The organism is Veronia pacifica (assembly GCF_001707825.1).
Taxonomy (GTDB): domain Bacteria; phylum Pseudomonadota; class Gammaproteobacteria; order Enterobacterales; family Vibrionaceae; genus Veronia; species Veronia pacifica.
Genome location: NZ_LYBM01000039.1, coordinates 16,187 through 35,541 on the forward strand (window position 1 = coordinate 16,187; position 19,355 = coordinate 35,541).

Genomic DNA, 19,355 nt, shown 5'->3' on the forward strand with positions numbered 1-19,355 from the left:
CCGTTATTCATGTAAAAAAAAGGACAGAGGAAGTAATGCTTAAGCTGGCCCGTCTGTGTAAAGGGTATCAGGATGGAGAGGAGTTTCATTCGGTACTTCAGGGAGCAGAACTTAATTGCCATGAAGGTGATCAAATTGCCTTGATGGGAGAGAGTGGCTCGGGTAAGAGTACACTTTTAAACCTCATCGGTGGATTGGATACTGCCGACAGCGGTGAAATATGGATTGCTGATAAATCTATGCATGATTTGTCAGAGAGAGCTCGTACTCGCTTTCGTCGGGACAACATCGGCTTTGTCTTCCAGCAGTACAACCTTTTACCTACACTTTCGATGGAAGATAACATCCGCTTTTCGCGCCAGCTCAAAGGTCTTGATGACAATGATGGGCTTTGGCGTCAGATTATATCTGCCCTCGATCTTCGCCCTCTGCTCAAACGCTACCCCGAAGAAGTCTCTGGTGGACAACAACAGAGAGCAGCTATCGCGCGCTCACTCTATATGGAACCCAAGTTACTTTTGGCCGATGAGCCAACAGGGAGCCTCGACGAACGAAATGCCGAGGTGGTCATGAAGCTTCTTATTTCCTTGACAAAAACACTAAAATCAACGCTCGTGGTCGTCACTCACAGCCCTGTAGTCTCCGAGTATTTCGAGCGTAAATATGTTCTTCAGGGTGGTACATTGAATGTTCGCAACAGTCGCTAGCGCCGTTTGGGGACACTACCGCCGACATCCTTTGCAGGTCGTGCTTGTCATGCTTGGCCTTATTCTTGGTGTCGCGTTGCTGGTGGGCGTGTTGTCAATTAATGAACATGCCCAGCAGAGCTACAAGAGGGGAGAGAGAATGTTCTCAAATCCCTTCCCCTATGTTTTACACTCATCGAGCCGAGGAGGTAGAGTCAGCGAGGAATTTTATATTTCTCTGCGTAGAGAAGGGTTCAAGCAGTGTGTTCCTGTTGACTCGGTTGAAGTGGTGACTCAGAAAGGCAGAGATTTGCGTCTTATGGGTCTCGACTATATTGCGTTTCTCAATCTGCCAAGCTTCCGCGAAAATGGACCGCAGTTCTTTAATATCACCGATAACAAAAACGCAATCTGGGTGAGTAAAGAGTTGGCACGCCATATGGGGTGGAAACAGGGTGGGGCCATCGTGCTGAATGATGGCCGTCAACTTGGGCCACTTCAATTAATGGACGAAGACAGTATCAGCTCAGGAATACGCCTGTTTACTGATATCTCAATCTTACGCGCGCTCTCCGACCACCGCGGCTTCAATCAGGTGTTCTGTGGCAAACTAAGCAGCCTTGAACGTCAGAAAATCAAACAACAACTCCCTAGTGATGTGACGCTGTCACGAACAGAGTCTGCGGAGCTTGCCCCTCTTACCCGTGCGTTCCACATCAACCTATTGGCAATGGGTTTACTGGCATTTGTCGTCGGACTTTTTATCTTCTATCAAGCGATATCCTTGTCACTCACGCAACGACAACCTCTGGTGGGTATACTAAGACAGCTTGGCGTCAGTCGGTCTATGTTGTCCAAGGTACTTCTGACTGAAATGGCCGTTATGCTGACGGTCGGATTAGTTATAGGTAATGTCTTGGGCGTTATGTTGGCAAGCCGACTATTACCTACCGTTGCGACGACACTGGAAGACCTCTACGGTGCAAACATATCCCTTGCTATGCATTGGGAATGGGAATGGGGTATGTATAGCTTCTTACTCGCTCTGGTGGGGGTTTTTCTCGCGTCATTCTGGCCGTCTGTCCGCTTGATTCGAACAGTACCATCACGTTTGAGTAAATCTCAATATGTTGTCAGATCTATGTATACCGAGTTTAAGTGGCAGGCCTTGGTCGCTATCTTTTTTATTACCGCTGCGCTTGTCATCAATTTTTTGCCAGAGAGCTTACATAAAGGCTTTTTACTTGTTGGCCTTATTCTGGTCAGTGGTGGTCTGTTACTACCGTTTTGCATGGGCAAAGTCTTTCAGTTTTTCTCCCGGCATACCAAATCCGCCCGTCTGACATGGTTCTTTTCAGATGCGTCAGCAAGCCTTAGCTTCAGAGGTATTGCAGCAATGGCATTTATGATGGCAATTGCGGTCAATATTGGTATGGAGACCATGATAGGGAGTTTTAGAGCAGCAACAGAATCCTGGCTTCAAGAGCGTCTTGTCGCTGACGTCTATGTCAGACCGGCTAAATCGCAAATGAGCCGGGTTAACTTGTGGCTTAAAGCTCAGCCTGAGGTAGACCAAAGCTGGGTGCAATGGAAGAACGATCTCGAATATGGCAATCAAATTATCGAGGTAACGTCAGTCGGTACCAGTACGACCGAGCGTGTTTCTCTTGCACTGGAAGAGCGAATAGATGACTTTTGGTCTGTTATCCATACTAAACGCGCCGTGTTGATCAGCGAATCTTTGGCTCTCAGGTTTGATGTAAGGTCGGGTGGGACAATTGACTTCCCTGAACCTATGGGGAAAGGTTGGCAAGTTGCCGGCGTGTATCTTGACTACGGAAATCCTCATGGTCAGGTTATGGTTTCAGTCAGGTCTCATCTTACTCCTTGGGTGGCACAAGGTAGTGGTGGGTTTGCTGTGTTGTTTAAAGATGGCGTCGATAATGATCAAATGATTGAACGGCTTCAGCGTACTTTCGAACTGCGGAACAATCAGATAAATCGTCAGCACGACATCCTCGATAGAGCAATGAAGGTTTTTGATCGTACATTCTCTGTCACCAACACCTTAAGTACTTTGACCTTATTTATTGCTTTGTGTGGTTTGTTTTTCGCGACGCTTGCCAGTGAGCTGTCCAGGCTCCGTCAATATGCATTGCTGAGGTTTCTTGGTATTTCCGGCCGTAACCTCGCATTATTGGGGGGAGGACAGTTAGCGTTGATTGGTCTTTTTTCAGCGTTATTTGCGCTCCCTCTCGGTTTACTTATCTCGGAGCTGTTGATCAATGTGGTGATCAAATATTCCTTTGGCTGGACCATGTCAATGACATACTTTCTTTCAAGTTATGCCACGACCTTGGTCGCTACCATTGTCACGCTTCTGGCGGCTGGGGCTTGGCCTGTATGGCGACTCATAAAACGCTCTGCTGTTACCTCAATGCGAGAGGCGTTATGACGGACCGTAAGCAAAAGAAACTGAAGAAACTGGTTGTCTGTTTGAGTTTCATTTTGGTCACATTGGTAGTTATTGTTGTGATGCGAGTGAACGATCCACAAAACGGACAAATTGTCAGCTTACTCACGATGGATTCAAATAAGAATTTTTCACCTGTTGTTCCCGGATACGAGATCAAATTTCCCAAAGACTATGGCGTTCATCCGGGGTTTCGCCATGAATGGTGGTATGTCACTGCAAATGTGAGGGATCAGGAAGGTAATGAATACGGTATTCAATGGACTGTATTTCGTTTCGCAACTGAACCTCAACAGAAATCAGGCTGGTTCAGCAATCAGATTTTCATGGCACACACTGTTGTGACGACAGATTCCAACACATATGCTTTTGAGCGTTTTGGCCGAGGAGGCATAGGACAAGCGGGTGTCAGTCGAAGCCCATACTCTGTGTGGCTAGACAACTGGCAGTGGCAGGCGGAGAGTGAGGAGCCTTTTCCCGCCATATTGTCAGCGGAAGAGAACCAGACAGGGTTTGAACTCGCGCTTCGTCAGACAATGGAACCTGTCATGCAAGGCAAACAAGGCTTCAGCCGAAAACATCCAAAGGAGAATCTTGCGTCATACTATTTCAGTGTTCCTCAGATTAGCATAGAGGGAAAGCTCAAGATTGATGGTGTTGTGAGAGATGTAAGCGGGAAAGGGTGGCTGGATCGCGAGTGGGGAAGCAGCACACTGTCTGCTGAGCAATCAGGTTGGGATTGGTTCTCTGTTCATCTCGACGACGGGTCATCACTTATGGTGTACCAGCTACGTGGAGAGCAGTCTGATTTTCGCTTCGCCTCACTGACAGATAAACTGGGTGTGACGACACTGATCGATAATGATGCCATCAGCATTGAACCTACCGAAAAATTTCAAGTGAAAAATGACAAGCAACTGCCATTGATATGGACAATTAATTTAAAAGAGCAAAACCAAACTTATATCGTTCAACCCCTTAACAAAAATAACTGGCTAGACTTTGCTTTACCTTATTGGGAAGGGCCAATATCTGTTAGCGGCAGCCAAAAAGGAAAAGGCTTCATGGAGCTCACTGGTTATTGACGATACATAATTTCAGGCCGCGAAAAACTCACTCGTAAAACAGGCCATACCACTGTATTTACTAATATTCTTTGTCGTTTTGCCTCCAGCTCATATGATTGATCACACTTCTAAATCATGAAACAAAATAGTCAGTTTTTAAGACTATCTGTTTATCACTACTATAAATTGTTATCAAGCCATTAAAATCACGCTAATTAGTCAATAGCCAGACAAAATAACTAAAGAGTTCTGCTTTAGTATATTTAATTACTTTGCGCTGTACGGTTTGTATTCATCATGAGTCCGACTAGGGTTAAAGAATACCCCTTACTTACACATGCTTTACCGCCCGGACAGGAGTGTTCCCATGTTTCCCATCGTGCTTGGCACTGCGAAATTTAATACCTTTCAGAATAGGGAAACCAGCTATTCCCTGCTCGACACATTCGTTAATAGTGGAGGTAGACGTCTCGATACGGCAAATAATTACGCCTGCTGGCATCCCGACGGAGAGGGTGGAGAGAGTGAAACCTTAATTGGTGAGTGGATGGCTGAGAGAGGTCGCGACTCGGTTGAGGTTATGACAAAAATTGGTGCTATGCCTACCGATGGTCTGACCTACGACAACCTAGACGGACTTTCAGCCAGTAATATTAAAGCCTCAGTGGATGCTTGCCTCAATCGACTTCAGACAGATCGCATAGACGTGCTCTACGCACATGTGGATGATCATCGGGTTCCATTGCTGGAGACCTGGACTGCCATGTCAGATCTTGTACGGCAGGGAATTGTCGGTGAGCTCGGTATTTCAAATTACAATGCCGACAGAGTAACAGCTCTTGAATCAGAGATACTTGCTCATGGCCTAACACCATTCAAGTATGCGCAGTACAGATATAGCCTGATCACGCCAAATTTCAATCGAAACTTTGCACCGCAGGTGCTGCTAGATGAAACGTTGAATGATGTACTTCACGCCAGTCGTTTCAAACCAGAAATACTGACTTATTCAGCGTTGCTTGATGGCCATTTAGAGGAAGACCCCGATGAGTTGCCTGAAGAGTATGACAATTTGCTGAATATCATGATGGTGGAAGATATGCAGGCAAAGGCAAAAAATCTCGATGTATCAGTATCAGCCTTTATCTTAAAAACCATCAGTGATTATGGTTACACCCCAATTACGACCTCTACAAATCCTACCAGAATGATGAACAACCTCGCCTTATTTACAAATTTCGCCACCGATAAAGTCTAATTGGATGTAGTTTTATTATCTGTATGCTAATCTGTTGTGCCAAAACTCCTTAACTTTGTTATATTTTTTAGACAAAAAAGAGAATGCAGGACAGTGTAAATGATTAAAGCATTACTTCCTCTTGCTGTTGCTCTGACATTGGCGGGTTGCTCGTCAACCTCTGATCCGGTCGACACTCGGATTGAGGCTGCGATAAAGCTATGCCAAAGCGACAGTGCAAAAGCGTTTTCGAATACTCAGGATGGTTTTAGAGTGATGTGCCACGATGGTAGCTCATATATCCTGCGTGGCGGATTAACAATAGAAAAAGTTGCAGAGCTGGACCGTGTATACTGTTCAAGCATGGGAATTAGAAATTTAGTGTCTGATGAACAGGGTGGTATCAAACTATCCTGTAAAGATGGCGCTAACTACGTATTGTAAGTGAGGGAAAAATGAAAAAACTGATAGTCGCAGTGACTGCCGCGTTGGTAATGGCAGGGTGCTCATCTCTTGAAACCGCAGATTCCATGCCTAATCCAGATCAGCGTGTAGTCGATGGTCGACTGAATATTTCAACGGACCTCAACGCGACTTACTGTGAAGGGAAAGGTTTCGAGAAATTTTTGGAAAGAGAGAAATTTTATACCTTTACCTGCAAAGGCGGAACTTTCTTCAACGTTCCTAAGTAAAAAATCCATTTTTACTATGACTTTTACTAAGCGCCGGGTTATTTCGGCGTTTTTTTGTTTTTAATAGTGGGAATATAGCTTATTAGATAATAGATACAGTAATTTGTAATTATCAGAAAGATATACTTTTAGCGGGTAAATATTGGATAACCTTTATTCTACTTTATTAAATATCTGTTTTAATGCTTAATCTATCTTTCCTCTGTACAAGTTACCCTCCAAATCGCTCCCTCCAAAACAACAGTGAATCTTGGGCAAATTACCCCCGAAAACCTTCATTTATTGTAAATGTGACATATCACTCTTATGACTTCCGTATTAAACATCTGTTTTAATTGTACTAACAGGAATTGATGTAATGTGAAGGCCTGATTGGGAAAAGTAGAGTCTGGGCAATTTATCCCATCGCCTTTACACGTTTAAATCTGTATGCATATTCATCCTTACATTAACGTTCATGCTTTTCGTTTAGGGGGATAACTTGACGATGTTTACATTAGGGTTACACAAGTTTTGATAAACACTGTAAAGTTTTTGCACGCATTTAACCATGAGTGTTTTTATGAACTTTGGGCGAGTAATTGCGCTTTGTGTATTCTTATCTCCACAGATAGCTACCGGGCAAACTCTGCAAGAAAAATGGCAATCATTATTTCATCAAAGTTGGGATGGTCAGCCATTTGCCGTTACTCAGCAAAGCTTGGATATGTACCCTGTTTTACTCCTTGAAAGTAGCGTTCGATATGTTGATCTGGATAAGTTCACATGGTCGGACATTGAGGGGCTTTATACACTCAGTAAGACATGCCAACCCGATAAAAAGTACTCAGAACATTTGAAGGACGCTATTGAGTTTGAGCTGGCACTTTGCAAAGGCCGCTCACTCGATATTGATTGGTTTACTTCACATAATCTTTTGCACCCTGCAGGTGGGAGCTTTGCCGACAGATACCTCGCTCGCTCACCAGATACGTTAATCAAAAAACAGTTAGCGCGATATTTAACAGTAGGAAATACCGATCATCCCTTGCATGATCGTCTATCAATACTGTCGGACGTCGGTAGAGATAGCCTGCTACAGGGTTATCGCGCATGGCTCGAGGGCAATATTCTCTGGCTGACAGGGGAGCAAGGTTGGAAAGCTGTTCCCCCAGAGCATTGGCGACCCATTGCGCAAAATCTCAATATAACGATAACCGGGAAAAACTGCGCATTTCGCTACAGCAACTTATGCGTTAATCAAGCTGTATTTAACACACAACACTATATGTTGCTGGTAATAGCTTTAGTTACATCTTTTGTGGCTTTCGGCATCAAGTATCTGTATGTGCGACGGAGACAGAGTCAGGAGAGGCGGTTTGTTTTGCAACTTTTGACTCATGAGCTTCGCACACCGATGACAAGTTTAGGGCTTACTGTTGAAGTATTCCGGAAACAGTTTGATGAGTTGTCTGTTGATGCGCAAGGCGCAGTATGGAGGTTAATCAGCGATTATCAGCGACTTTTGCAACTAACAGATCAAAGTAAAGCCTATCTGAATGCAAATGATGATGAGCCATTGAAGCGACAGACTGGTTCGTTAGACGAATGGCTGTGTCATGTTTGTGAAAAGCACAATATCGATTATCAACTTGAAAATGACATTGAAATCTATGTCCCATTCTACTGGCTAACTGTTTGTCTCGAGAACCTAATTAACAATGCCAAAATACACGGTAGTGGAAAGATAGAAGTGATCGTTTCAGCAACGGGCAGTTTGATCATTGAAGTGAGAGATGATGGCCGTTATCCGTCAATGTTTCGAACATTTATCAATCGATTTCAGCAGCGCGATAGGAGTCAAAATATGGGGGTAGGGCTCACTATTGTCTCTCATTTGATGAAACTGATGGGAGGTAAGCTTCGCATCCGTCGTGATCCCACACGCTGTATTTTGGAGTTGCCATTATGAAAACGCTGTTGATTATTGAAGATGACCTTCTGTTGGGAGAGGGACTATTGTCCTTGTTTGAATCGAACGGATACCGCTGCAATTGGGTTCAAGAGTCAACTGAGGTAGAAGAATATTGGTATCAGGCGGATTTGGTTATTCTTGATAGGCAGCTCAGTGATGGCGATAGTTTAAGGCACCTTGCAACCTGGTCTCTACTGAAGGCAATACCTGTTATTGTGCTCACTGCAAAAGTTGAAACTGAGCAAAAAGTTGAAGGCTTGCTCGCTGGTGCTAAAGATTATGTCACTAAGCCATTTGTTTATGAAGAACTTCTCGCCCGGGTCATAAGTCAGCTAAGACCTTTGGGTGAGGTCACTCTGAAATACGCAAGTATCGAGATTCATCTATCACGCCGTGAGGCGCAATACGAGAACAAAGTTGTACAGTTGAAGCCTAAAGAATTTCAGTTACTTGTACTTCTTATCCAAAATCAGGGCAGGGTTTTTCATCGCGATGAATTACTCAACAAAGTATGGGGCTATCAGGCATTTCCGAGTACCCGCACCATAGATAACCATATTCTTCGCCTGCGCACTAAATTTCCAGTTTTGAATATCGAAACGCATAGGGGTGTTGGCTACCGATTGCTGGAGAGTCTGTCATGAATATGCGTTTAACTTTAGCCCTTATGATATTTCTTCCTGTATTCAGTGCGCAGGGCGATGGGTGGTTTTACCCGTCGCCGCTCGCGAAAGCTTACTCAGCATTAGCAGAGAACCATCCCAAGTTGGCATGGAGTGAGCTGCGCCAAGCACTCAATCACGACAAAATTGACAAAAAACATTGGTTACCACTGAAAAACGAAATCATTGATCAATCTGCCTGTGGTCAGACACTAAAACACGGCTCATCCCTTCCTCCTGCAAAGATAACTCTCAGTTTTATCGAAAGGATTGGAATATTGTCTCCGGGATATTCGATAACCCTGTCAGCTGAAGATGTAAAAGTCGCGTTTTCAGTGTCTCTTACCTCACCAGATGAGCAAACGTTATTCGTCGGTGAGTTTCCAGCCATAGATGGATATCAGGAGATTGAAACAGGCGATATGTTCCGTATCCCCGAATCAGGTGTGTATTCTCTCGCTATTGGAAAGAACAAATATGTGTTGATCATTGCCCTGGAGGCATCAGAAAAATGGCTGAAAATTGAAGGAGCGAACAAGCGATTGCTAGTTTCTCCGCCTGATACCACAGACAACTGTATGTCGGCTGTAACTACCTGGCAGTGGCTTAGTGCTGACTTCGAGCTGTTAGGTGTTCGAATTCCCATTCTCGACGTGGTTAACCCTCTACCCGCCGCAAATGACCGTCCAGAAGGTGCAACTCGTTTAACAGCGGCCACCTCTCACTACGAGTATCAGCAAGGTATCAAAGTGAAGTACACACAGAGGTTATCTTTACCTCTCACTTCATTAAACTGATGCAGTGAACTTGAGAGTTAAATGGTGACATATGGGTGACATTCCCATGAACGTCTTTGGGTTTAATAGCTTCCAAATTAACCCACGGAGTACAAAATGTTACCCAATCAGAAACTTAAGAGAGCCGCTGTTGCCGCTGCAGTGCTTTTTTCGATGAACGCCAGCGCCAGCGATATTTCTCTAACAGACAAGCTTAATCATATTACTGTTTCTCCTCAGAACCTCGCCATTCTGTGGAACAAGCTAGAGGTTAATACTGGCGCATTGCGGGTGAACCAAGAAGAACAAACGGTATCGAATTTGGTTGTCTACTCATCAAAGAAGGCAACATGGACGCTGTTGCCCAGTGGTATTCGTGTATCAGCTTTTCTTGATCGTGGTGATTTAGAACTTACGTTTACAGCACCGGAATCAATTGCGATAAAGCGCAATGCTCCAGTAGCTTTGACTTGGTTTGATTTGGCGGAACAGCCGACGGATACCTTGCTGTTGCCTTTTAGCGAAGGCATGAGAGTGCCAACAGATAACAAGACATGGGCAAGTTACCTCGTAGATGAGTATTCGGGCTCTGACACCGTCCACAACTTAAAGATGCCATTCTGGACAGCCGAGCAAGACGATAAATTCATTACCTATCATGTTGTTACCGCAACAAACAACGAGCTGACATTTCTCAACACCAAACCGCACATTGATATGTCGGCTAAGCACCACTTTACGGTATTAAACAAAAATGAACCTTTCACAGTCAGAATTACAGTCGGCAATGATTGGTTAGATGGCGCGAAAGCATATCGAAATTGGCGGGAAGTAAATCACTTATCTTCGACTTTGTCTGAAAAACGTAAACAGGATGCGAATGTAGAAAAGTTAATTGGTGCCAGTCATGTTTATATGTTTGGAAAGAGTCTACTCAGTTCTTCAGATGTCTCTGATTGGTGGGGACTCAAAGACTGGTATTTCTCAGTGCCCGGTATATCTCACACTGACGAAGTCAGCCGTGAACTTAAAAACCTAAAGAAAGGCCGTGACTGGTTGGACCGCTATCAAAAACAGGTGCTGGTTGATGCAATCAATGTGTTGTTAAAGCAAAAGTTCCCAATTGGAAAACCGACATTGGCTGATAATCAAATCGAAGCACAATATCGGTCTGCCCAGCACCAAAAGCAATGGCTAGAAAAACAGGCTTCGAACTATCTGATTGATAGTCATAAGTGGGGGCAAGCGATGTCTCCCCAAATGGTTTCGACACTTAAAAAAGCAGGGCTACAAAAGCTATGGTTGGGATTGTCTAGCTGGATGCCGGCATTCTATCAACCAGAAGCCGTTGAGTCGGCAAAGAAATCTGGATATTTAGTTGGGGCATATGACTCATACAATACTGCCATTCCAGCTGGAAAAAATGATAGTTGGTTGACTGCCCAATTGCCGGATATCGTTCGTCAACAATGTGCAATTGAAATGGCTGATGGCAGAAAGAAAAAAGGTTTCCGTGGTAATGGCTTCTATCTCAATCCAACTTGCCACTTAGACTATGTAAAACAGCGTGTGAAAGATGTTGTTAAATATGGTCATCTCAACAGTCTGTTTTTGGATGTTGATGCGACGGCAATGGTCCGTGAGGATTTCAGTAATAAGTCAAGTGAACAACAAATGCTGGATGGCTTTAATGATCGTCTGGATTGGATTTCACGTCAGGGCAATATGGTACTGGGCTCAGAAGATGGGAACAGCCTAACAACTCAGGGTATCGCATTCGCTCATGGCTTAGAGACTGTCGGCTTTGGCTGGACAGATAAAGACATGAAGAAGAATACGCGCTCTCCATACTTCCTTGGCCGATGGTACCCTGATTACAAGCCACAGTTCTTCTTTAAATCAGCAAGAGTAAAAGAACCGTATAAAACACTGCTTTTTTCACCAGAATTTCGCATTCCGCTTTATCAAACTGTATTTCATGATGAAGTGATCAATAGCCACCACTGGCACAGTGACAGCCTTAAATTCAGTGATGTGAAACGAGAGCGTGATCTGACATCAATGCTTTACAACACACCACCTATGGTTCATTTGGCCAGAGACGAAGCCTCCTCAGTGAATAGTCCTCGGGTCAAAGCGTTAGTGCACTACCAGAAAGGTTTTCTGGCAATTCATACCCAGCTATGGGACAAAAAAATGGTCAAATTTGACTGGTTAGACAAGCATGGCGTTGTTCAGCAAACCATTTTCGATGACGGTTCCAAGATTATTGCAAATTTCGGAAGCGCGCAGTTCTTAGTAAATGGTGAACACATTCCGCCTTATTCCATTTTTGCTGCATTAAGCACAGGAAAAGTGGTGAAGTGGAGTGCTGACTTAGAAAATTAACAGTTGCTAATGATGGCCACAGGCCACCATTAACTCTCAAAGTTTGAGATGACTGTATCTAAGACATAGATACATAAATTCTGTCGTAGTATCAGACATGCCGATTTAAGGTCCGTGTCTGATACAAATACCATCGTTTACGTATGACGCCACACAAAGATATTGGTCGTATATTCAACAGTTGTATTTTCACTTGTTTCCTCATAATTGTGAGTATTCTATTGTCTGTTCTTGAAAAGTACGCTGGGCTAAACAGTTTGCAACGCACACCTATGGCCTAATTATCTGTTTTAAATTGATTTTATAGGAAAGTAATTTTTAATCATTATTTAGCAATCAATGAAATTTTGTCCATACACCATGCCGATAGCATCATAACCATTAAGCTATATCAATATTAGTAACTTATTGTTTAAACATAACCTAATGTTTTTTTATGCAAATGAAAGATATACAAAAAATTAATAAGGAACTTGTTTCGTATTAAATTCACTCACTATATAGACAAATGTCGACGGAGAAATGGAAGGGAACAAACCCTATTGGACACCAGCTAGCATCAAATGTAGAGATAACGGCTGGTCTTTTGCATCGAAATGGAGAGTGGAATGAAGATTGTTTCCTTCAATGCACCTGAGAAACAGCATGTTCCCGATGGAGTGAGTCCAGAGGTAGAGGTGGCACATCTTCCCGGCGCAATACCCATTACAGCCGCTGATGTCTCCACTTATCACATGTCCAGGTTTCTTTCTGGTCAACGTCAGTCAGGAATGATTCGTGGCTCTGCAATGTATGGCGCTAACACATCTGGCGAGCATGTTGTGTTTTCGCGTTTAGCACCATTCTTTACCTCTCCACTGGGTTTTTCTCCTGCTCCTTTTAAGCAGGGATTTGGTGTTCGTGGATTTGGCCTTCGATATGTATCGCCGTTGAACCTCGGTCATAATCATGGCCAGAGCTTTGGCGTGCCATTTGAGACACCAATTCACAAACGCTCTATCAGTAACTACATACCCTCGGGTGAAAATCCACGTTTCCGTTCCCATTTTATGGATAACGATCGATACAATAGCAGCCACTTTCTCCCAGCCAAGAGCGAAGGTGAAGATAAAAATCGCTAGCTAGCGTTTACACAGTATACGATTCACGATATTTCCCTGCATGTACCCAAGAAATGGAGAAGTCGCGCTCCTTTCCTATATCGACCATATTCGCTTAAACACTCTTCAAAACATTAAAAGTGAGTGTCTCTCTTTTTAGCAATAAAAATACCCTTGTTCATGTCATTTTCTATGAAACCACTTCATTTGTTTTCGTCATGAGGTCAACTTACTAGTGAAATATGAACTTATATTAAATTGATTTAATATAAATCGATTGAAATTTTGTACGGGGGACTTTTATAGGTGAATACGTCTATATTTTTATGGAGGATATTTTTTAGGTACTGAGTCTTTGTGCCTTTTAAATTGGGTGGTTACTTCTAATTTACTATTCCTTATAAAGTTTACCCCCCCCCTGAAAAGTCAGTTTTTACATGTGAGTATCTATTTTAAATATATATATTTCAATGGTTTAATTGTAATTTTAAATCAAGTGGTGAGTAATTTTCCCCACCCTAGATTATTTTAAAATATTGACTAATTTTCTATACCGCACCCCTATATTTTTGATAAGTTTATTTTTGCTTTTTCCATTTTTTCTTACGTTTACCTTTCATATTAACTAAAAGGAAACTGGGTTAGTTTAACTATAATTTTTGGCAGTTATTGGCATTAATAATATGAACTAATTTTTTATGGAACTATTTTTCTATATATCTCACTCACTATCGTACACAAGGTTCGAACAATCTCTTATGGGCTTTGTCGATGCCTTTAGAACTGAGAATAGTAATAAACGTCTGGCTCTTGAATGATTAGAAATGGTTAGGGTCGATGAAATAAAGGAGAATATTATGACTTTCATACCAGTGTTTAACCAAGGTATGGCTCAGCAAATGACTGCGATGCCGACCTTTAATGCCATGCCTTTACAACAAGCGCGCCAAGCGACAGCGCTTGTACCAGTTACTTTAGCATTTCCACAAAACGCACCGGATCCGAGCGCTTATTACATGGCGCGTTTTCAAGCTAACAATGCAATGCAGATGAGAGCGGCGGTGATGCCGCAGTTTCGACCAGCTGTTATGCCTGGTTTGGTTCCCGGTATGCAGGATCTGCAAAAGCTTTTGTTTTCTATGTTGGGTAATTTTCAGCTTTCACCTTATGGTTTCCCACCTGCTGGCCAGCTGCAAGGTTTTGGTGTGCCCGGTGCAGGCCCCAGGTTTACGCCTCCTATGAATCAGATGCTCTTTGGCGGCGCTGGACGATTCGGCGGTGCTATGATGGGCCTTCAATACATTAATGAGAAAAAAATAGATGCAGAAGTAGGCGGTTTCCTTGCCCCGTACGGTGGTGCGAAAAAACTGGATAACGGCAATTACGAGATCACTAAAGGTAAGTGGGCCGGGCACAAAGCTATCTGGCTTGAAGACAGAAAGGCATTTCACTTAGTCGATAACAAAACCAATATGCCTAAGGGTTTGTTCCAACATGCTTCTAAGACTGAAAAGCTAGCCAGTGACATTAACACAAAACAAATCGGCGGTGGTTGGATCGCAGGTCATGGTGGCTACCACAAAGCAGGCGGTGGGACCGTAATTACAGCTGGTCGTTATAAAGGCCATACAGCCTATTGGATGCCAGAACAGAAACAATTCCACATCAAGAACACGAGCACTGGTGAGTCTGTTGGTTGTTGGAAGCCACCTACGAAGACCGAGAAAGTGGCTTCTCCACTGACGTTTGATTTGAACGGAAATGGAAAAGTTGACACCACCAATGGTGGTAAGCAGTTTGACATTAATGCTGACGGAAAAGTTGACAACACTGCATGGGCAGGAAAAGGCGACGGCGTGCTTGCGTTTGATGCAGACGGCGATGGCAGAGTGGGTACCGACGGTAAAGAACTCTTTGGTAACTATGCAGACATCGACGGCGACGGCAGAAGCGATGGACTGGCGAATGGTTTTGACGCACTCCGTGCTCTGGCTGTTAAACACTTGGGTGAAGCGGCAGTTGCTGATGGTAAACTTGACGCACAGGAGTTGGCATTGCTCGAGCAACTGACGGGCCTTACCATGCTGGTTGACGGCGAAAGACGTTCTCTGTCAGACCTCGGTATCACAGATATCAATCTGGGATATGAAGAGGCGGGTACCAACGCTGATGAAAATGGCAACGAGCACAGACAGGTCGGTGTTGGCTTTACCCGCAACGGTGAAGAGAACCAGAAAGTTAATGATGTCTGGTTCAAATACGAATAACCGATTAATGCTATTGGCCGCATAGAAGATACTCAAGTGTTGTAGAAACACATCATGCCTAAAGCAGAAATATTAGAAGAGAAAATCTACATCGTGCTTCTCAATAAAATAGTCCTGATTTATCAGGACTATTTTTTTAGGCGAGTGCAATGATGATATGTATCAATACGTTTTTCGCTTTCAATCTCTTTCTCAATATTAATGATGAATAAGGTGTAAATATGGAAATATTTTTCGGTGGTTAATATCATTTAACTATTACTATGACTTTTTCCCTGTTGCTTTATCGATGATGTTTATTTATCTGAGGTTCAAGCGTATAGATCTTAATAATGTGTCTCTCTTGAAACGAAGTATGAGAGGGAACAGTCTGCTACCTTATTAAAATTAAAATGATGATGAATAATAAACTCATGACTTTGATTGGGTTTTGAAATGAAAACATTAAGATAAAATCAATCTGACTTTTTACCCTCTTGTTTATTAGTGTTTTCCGTGAAGATATTACTGTTTTTAAGAATTCTATTATATTTTTAAAATATAAAATCAGTTTAATATTGAACTGGTTGCTTATAAAGAGCACTCAATACGAGTAAAAGTGATTTTATACCTAATGATGTCTCCCTAATAATTACCAAGACATAACGGGGAAGGGTCAACATTATTTAAACGAGTTATTAGATTTATATTCTTACTAGAGAGGGACAGAAAGATGACATTTATTCCCACATTTAATCGTGCAGTGGTGCCGCAAATGACTGCGACACCCCAGGCAAATGTATTCACCCATCCCGTACCTTTTCATAATGCGGTTCAGACGACAGCTGTTGTACCTGTGACCGTTGGTCTGCCACAACAGGCACCAGATGCCAGTCTTTACTACATGTCCCGGCTATTAAAAGACCAAGGTCGTGTACCATTTATGGCGCAGCCTGCAGTTGTTCCCGGTTTAGGTGACGTTATTAACAGACTTGATTTCAACAGTTTGTCTCCCTTTAAACCGTCGCCAATTGGATTCCCATCGCAGCCATTTCTACAGGGATTTGGCGCTCCCGGAGCTGGCCTAGGTTTCACTCCTCTGGAGCAACTTCCCAATGACGCTCCCGGTATGATGCGTCCTGCTGTAGTTCCGGGTTCTATAGTGCCTATATCTGACCTTGAGCTGAAGTTAGGACAAACAGGGCATTGGGCACCTGCAGTGATGCCCGGCGGTACTATTTTAACCGACGGTGATTTTGGCTTGGTGGAACCGCCGCGTTTTGAAGATTGGGTAGCAGCGCTTCCAGGTGCAACAGCACCGGTTGTTCCAGACTTCAAACTGAATGATTGGTTAGCTCCACCACCGCCACCAGAAAACTGGTTAGCTGTGCAACCTATTCAAGCTCCCGGGGTGCCTGGCAACCTTATAACCTTCTCTGATTACACTTGGGCTCAACAATTCTAATGTTGTCTTGATCTTTTCGAAGCAAACCACAAAAAGCAGGTTGGTGCTTGTTAGAAGTCATTGCATCGCCTGCTTGTGAGATGCACAAATCAGTGACATGAAGCCATGGGTGAAACCCTTGGAGGAATAACAACGTTCACACACTGCGAAACGAAGACTTCAGGGCAGACTGTACATATCGAAAAATGACAGGCGGAGCGCTAAAGAACAAATTAATAGCCTTATCTCAATCGACAAGATGGTGGGTGTTACCACGCCAAAGTGTACACTGGAATATTGTTGATAAGCTATATGTTAGCCTTTTCCCATTTCATCCAGATTTTTCATAGTGTTGTGTTGGCGTTATCATATTAACGTTCCTGTAGTGAACACCCGATGTAAACATGTCGTGCTCGTTTATGTATTAGTTAAATTTTTAAAAATCACCTTTATTTATAAGAAATATTGAGTAAGCTGCGGGCTTATTATTGGTCACACTCTTATTGATGTTTGATGTTTGATGTTTGATGTTCTTTCCTCGGCGGGTTATATAATTGGATATCAAACATAGCATGGATACTTATATCCTAATTATTGTATTTCCCGTAAAGTCCTGTGTAGTATTGTCTAATATATAAGATGGGTTGTCCTCTTTGGTATAAATCAACCTAGTATTCATGTGTAGATTATTCATATTAAAGGATTATTTTTTCTTAAATGCATTCAAGATGGAAATGGTGAGTGTAAAAGCTGTATCGACTTCTATCTAAATGAGTTTTATATGCAATAAGTTTTATTTGGATACTAAGAAGTCTCATTTTTGAGATGTTTTTTTGATAAGCTTAAAGAAATTACTTCCCTCTTATAATTCCGCCATTTCGCTTTGTATTTGAACTGATTTTTATTCCATAAAAATTCACATATTCAAATAATTTCTTTAAATAAATATCTTATTATCTCTATATAATGAATCGCTTATGCACGATATTTAATATATCTATATGATATGGCTGGAATAAATATATATGGAACTAGTTTCTCATTTCCATCACTCACTTAATGTTACAAGAAATACTATTGAATGCGTGTAGCTACCCGCGAAAAACACCATTCTTATTCCAATAAACGGTCAATTTTTACCTCTACACACCCATGTTGAAGATTGAACCGATGTGAAACTAAGGAGAGTTATATGGCGATCGTCTTTACTCCGGTTAATGTCAATCCCCAATTCATGGCGGCACGAACCGGTGGTATTCCACTGACTGCGATGCCAATTCAGCCTGCTATGCATGCTCAAACCGCTATTAATCCAGCAGTTCAGTTCGGTGCATCTCCAGCTGGAAATTCATATTACATGGCACGTATGCTTGCAGGCCAAGGTCAGCCAGGTCTAATGCAGCCAGCAGTTATGCCTGATATCGGATTTGGAATTCCTAACATGAGAACGTTGCCGTTCTACCCGTCAATTCCATTCCCACGTGCTGGTTTCCAACAAGGATTCGGGATGCCCGGTCAAGGTCTCAGTTTTGCACCGCCCATGAGTTTCGTCGGCGGCGGTATGGGGCAACTTCCTATCTCGGGATTTGGAATGCCTAATATGAGAATGCCTATGCTTGCTATGCCTGTAATGGGTAACTTTGGCGGCATGGGTGGTGGTGCAGGTTATAGTGGTCCAGCACCTGATGGTATGGGTCCACAGGGTCTGTCGTATCGTCCAAGAGGCGGAAGAAGCTTTACGGGCTATCAGGGACCTAACTATGCCAACATTCGCCCAGACCTCAGGAACAGTAGGGGTGATAATTTCTTCGCAAACAATATAAACTTCATTAACCCTACACAAATCAAGGGCGAAGAGAAAAATGGTTGGATCTGCCCACATGGCGGATACAAGAAAGAGAAGAACGGTGATTTTACCATCACTAAAGGTAAGTGGGCAGGTCACAAGTGTTGTTGGCTGAAAGACAAGAATTGCTTCAACGTTGTCTGCTGTAAGTCGGGCGAATCTAAAGGTTGTTGGCATCCACCAAAAGGTGGGCACAAAGACAAGATTGCTTCGCCACTCACATTTGACCTTAACAAAAATGGCACTGTCGACACTACAGGCATTGGCAAAAAATTTGATATCAATGGCGACGGTAAGGTCGATAACACAGCGTGGGCCGGAAAAGGCGACGGTGTTCTTGCCTTTGATGCCGATGGCGATGGAAAAGTAGGTACAAACGGTAAGGAATTACTGGGTAACTACACCGACGTCGACGGTGACGGTAAGAGTGATGGCTTAGCTAATGGCTTCGAGGCGCTAAAAGCTCTTGCTGCCAAGCACCTTGGTCCTCAGGCAATTGCTGACGGCAAACTTGATGCTAAAGAACTTGAACAACTTAGCCAAGTAACGGGTCTCACCATGATGGTTGACGGCGAAGCGAAATCTTTGGCCGAGTTGGGTATTACTGAAATTAACCTTGGCTACAATGAAAACGGTCAAGCTAATGCGGATGCAAACGGTAACGAGCACAGACAGCAAGGTGCATTCGTTATGAATGGTCAAGAACAAGCTGTGAATGATGTTTGGTTTAGGTACCAAGATCAGGAACAAGCCGCTGCCCCTGGCCCAGTTGTACAACCATAAT

Annotated in this window: 14 protein-coding genes; all 14 read left to right on the forward strand. The window is 43.2% G+C overall.

Annotated elements, in window-relative coordinates:
- Nucleotides 1-35: 35 nt before the first annotated feature.
- The 14 genes from A8L45_RS17770 (at nucleotide 36) to A8L45_RS17835 (ending at nucleotide 19,354) form a co-directional block, all read left to right on the forward strand.
- Nucleotides 36-707, forward strand: coding sequence for an ABC transporter ATP-binding protein (locus A8L45_RS17770; protein WP_068904708.1), 672 nt, complete (start codon nucleotides 36-38; stop codon nucleotides 705-707).
- The gene (locus tag A8L45_RS17775) at nucleotides 688-3,141 is read left to right on the forward strand and encodes an ABC transporter permease (protein WP_068904709.1); all 2,454 of its coding nucleotides are present in this window, start codon (nucleotides 688-690) and stop codon (nucleotides 3,139-3,141) included. The genes A8L45_RS17770 and A8L45_RS17775 overlap by 20 nt, the downstream gene beginning before the upstream one ends.
- A complete protein-coding gene (locus A8L45_RS17780) occupies nucleotides 3,138-4,244 on the forward strand; it encodes a lipocalin-like domain-containing protein (protein WP_068904710.1) in 1,107 nt (368 codons plus the stop codon). Before A8L45_RS17775 ends, A8L45_RS17780 begins: the two co-directional genes overlap by 4 nt.
- A gap of 349 nt (nucleotides 4,245-4,593) precedes the next feature.
- Nucleotides 4,594-5,484 carry an aldo/keto reductase gene (locus A8L45_RS17785; RefSeq protein ID WP_068904711.1) on the forward strand — a complete coding sequence of 297 codons (891 nt, stop codon included), beginning with the start codon at nucleotides 4,594-4,596 and terminating at the stop codon, nucleotides 5,482-5,484.
- 99 nt (nucleotides 5,485-5,583) lie between these two features.
- Complete coding sequence (locus tag A8L45_RS17790) at nucleotides 5,584-5,907, forward strand: hypothetical protein (protein ID WP_068904712.1); 324 nt, start codon at nucleotides 5,584-5,586, stop codon at nucleotides 5,905-5,907.
- 11 nt (nucleotides 5,908-5,918) lie between these two features.
- Nucleotides 5,919-6,155, forward strand: a complete 237-nt coding sequence (locus tag A8L45_RS17795) for a putative periplasmic lipoprotein (protein ID WP_068904713.1) — start codon at nucleotides 5,919-5,921, stop codon at nucleotides 6,153-6,155.
- Between the two features lie 562 nt (nucleotides 6,156-6,717).
- On the forward strand, nucleotides 6,718-8,106 hold the full coding sequence (locus tag A8L45_RS17800; RefSeq protein WP_068904714.1) for an ATP-binding protein: 1,389 nt from the start codon (nucleotides 6,718-6,720) through the stop codon (nucleotides 8,104-8,106).
- A complete protein-coding gene (locus A8L45_RS17805; RefSeq protein ID WP_068904715.1) occupies nucleotides 8,103-8,753 on the forward strand; it encodes a response regulator transcription factor in 651 nt (216 codons plus the stop codon). The genes A8L45_RS17800 and A8L45_RS17805 overlap by 4 nt, the downstream gene beginning before the upstream one ends.
- Nucleotides 8,750-9,568 carry a DUF2861 family protein gene (locus A8L45_RS17810; protein ID WP_068904716.1) on the forward strand — a complete coding sequence of 273 codons (819 nt, stop codon included), beginning with the start codon at nucleotides 8,750-8,752 and terminating at the stop codon, nucleotides 9,566-9,568. Before A8L45_RS17805 ends, A8L45_RS17810 begins: the two co-directional genes overlap by 4 nt.
- 96 nt (nucleotides 9,569-9,664) lie before the next feature.
- Complete coding sequence (locus tag A8L45_RS17815; protein ID WP_068904717.1) at nucleotides 9,665-11,935, forward strand: glycoside hydrolase; 2,271 nt, start codon at nucleotides 9,665-9,667, stop codon at nucleotides 11,933-11,935.
- Between the two features lie 608 nt (nucleotides 11,936-12,543).
- A complete protein-coding gene (locus tag A8L45_RS17820) occupies nucleotides 12,544-13,056 on the forward strand; it encodes a hypothetical protein (protein WP_068904718.1) in 513 nt (170 codons plus the stop codon).
- An 836-nt stretch (nucleotides 13,057-13,892) separates the two neighbouring features.
- Nucleotides 13,893-15,302: an SPM autocatalytic domain-containing protein gene (locus A8L45_RS17825; RefSeq protein WP_068904719.1), complete on the forward strand. Its 1,410-nt coding sequence runs from the start codon at nucleotides 13,893-13,895 to the stop codon at nucleotides 15,300-15,302.
- 712 nt (nucleotides 15,303-16,014) lie between these two features.
- Complete coding sequence (locus tag A8L45_RS17830; RefSeq protein WP_068904720.1) at nucleotides 16,015-16,746, forward strand: hypothetical protein; 732 nt, start codon at nucleotides 16,015-16,017, stop codon at nucleotides 16,744-16,746.
- Nucleotides 16,747-17,917: 1,171 nt separating this feature from the next.
- A complete protein-coding gene (locus A8L45_RS17835; RefSeq protein WP_068904721.1) occupies nucleotides 17,918-19,354 on the forward strand; it encodes an SPM autocatalytic domain-containing protein in 1,437 nt (478 codons plus the stop codon).
- The last annotated feature ends 1 nt before the right edge of the window (nucleotide 19,355 follow it).

Bases quoted from the DNA above. Each gene is read 5' to 3' on its own strand.
- A8L45_RS17820 (WP_068904718.1), top strand. From the start codon at position 12,544: ATGAAGATTGTTTCCTTCAATGCACCTGAGAAACAGCATGTTCCCGAT.
- A8L45_RS17770 (WP_068904708.1), top strand. From the start codon at position 36: ATGCTTAAGCTGGCCCGTCTGTGTAAAGGGTATCAGGATGGAGAGGAG.
- A8L45_RS17835 (WP_068904721.1), top strand. From the start codon at position 17,918: ATGGCGATCGTCTTTACTCCGGTTAATGTCAATCCCCAATTCATGGCG.
- A8L45_RS17830 (WP_068904720.1), top strand. From the start codon at position 16,015: ATGACATTTATTCCCACATTTAATCGTGCAGTGGTGCCGCAAATGACT.
- A8L45_RS17780 (WP_068904710.1), top strand. From the start codon at position 3,138: ATGACGGACCGTAAGCAAAAGAAACTGAAGAAACTGGTTGTCTGTTTG.
- A8L45_RS17800 (WP_068904714.1), top strand. From the start codon at position 6,718: ATGAACTTTGGGCGAGTAATTGCGCTTTGTGTATTCTTATCTCCACAG.
- A8L45_RS17810 (WP_068904716.1), top strand. From the start codon at position 8,750: ATGAATATGCGTTTAACTTTAGCCCTTATGATATTTCTTCCTGTATTC.
- A8L45_RS17805 (WP_068904715.1), top strand. From the start codon at position 8,103: ATGAAAACGCTGTTGATTATTGAAGATGACCTTCTGTTGGGAGAGGGA.
- A8L45_RS17790 (WP_068904712.1), top strand. From the start codon at position 5,584: ATGATTAAAGCATTACTTCCTCTTGCTGTTGCTCTGACATTGGCGGGT.
- A8L45_RS17775 (WP_068904709.1), top strand. From the start codon at position 688: ATGTTCGCAACAGTCGCTAGCGCCGTTTGGGGACACTACCGCCGACAT.
- A8L45_RS17825 (WP_068904719.1), top strand. From the start codon at position 13,893: ATGACTTTCATACCAGTGTTTAACCAAGGTATGGCTCAGCAAATGACT.
- A8L45_RS17785 (WP_068904711.1), top strand. From the start codon at position 4,594: ATGTTTCCCATCGTGCTTGGCACTGCGAAATTTAATACCTTTCAGAAT.
- A8L45_RS17815 (WP_068904717.1), top strand. From the start codon at position 9,665: ATGTTACCCAATCAGAAACTTAAGAGAGCCGCTGTTGCCGCTGCAGTG.
- A8L45_RS17795 (WP_068904713.1), top strand. From the start codon at position 5,919: ATGAAAAAACTGATAGTCGCAGTGACTGCCGCGTTGGTAATGGCAGGG.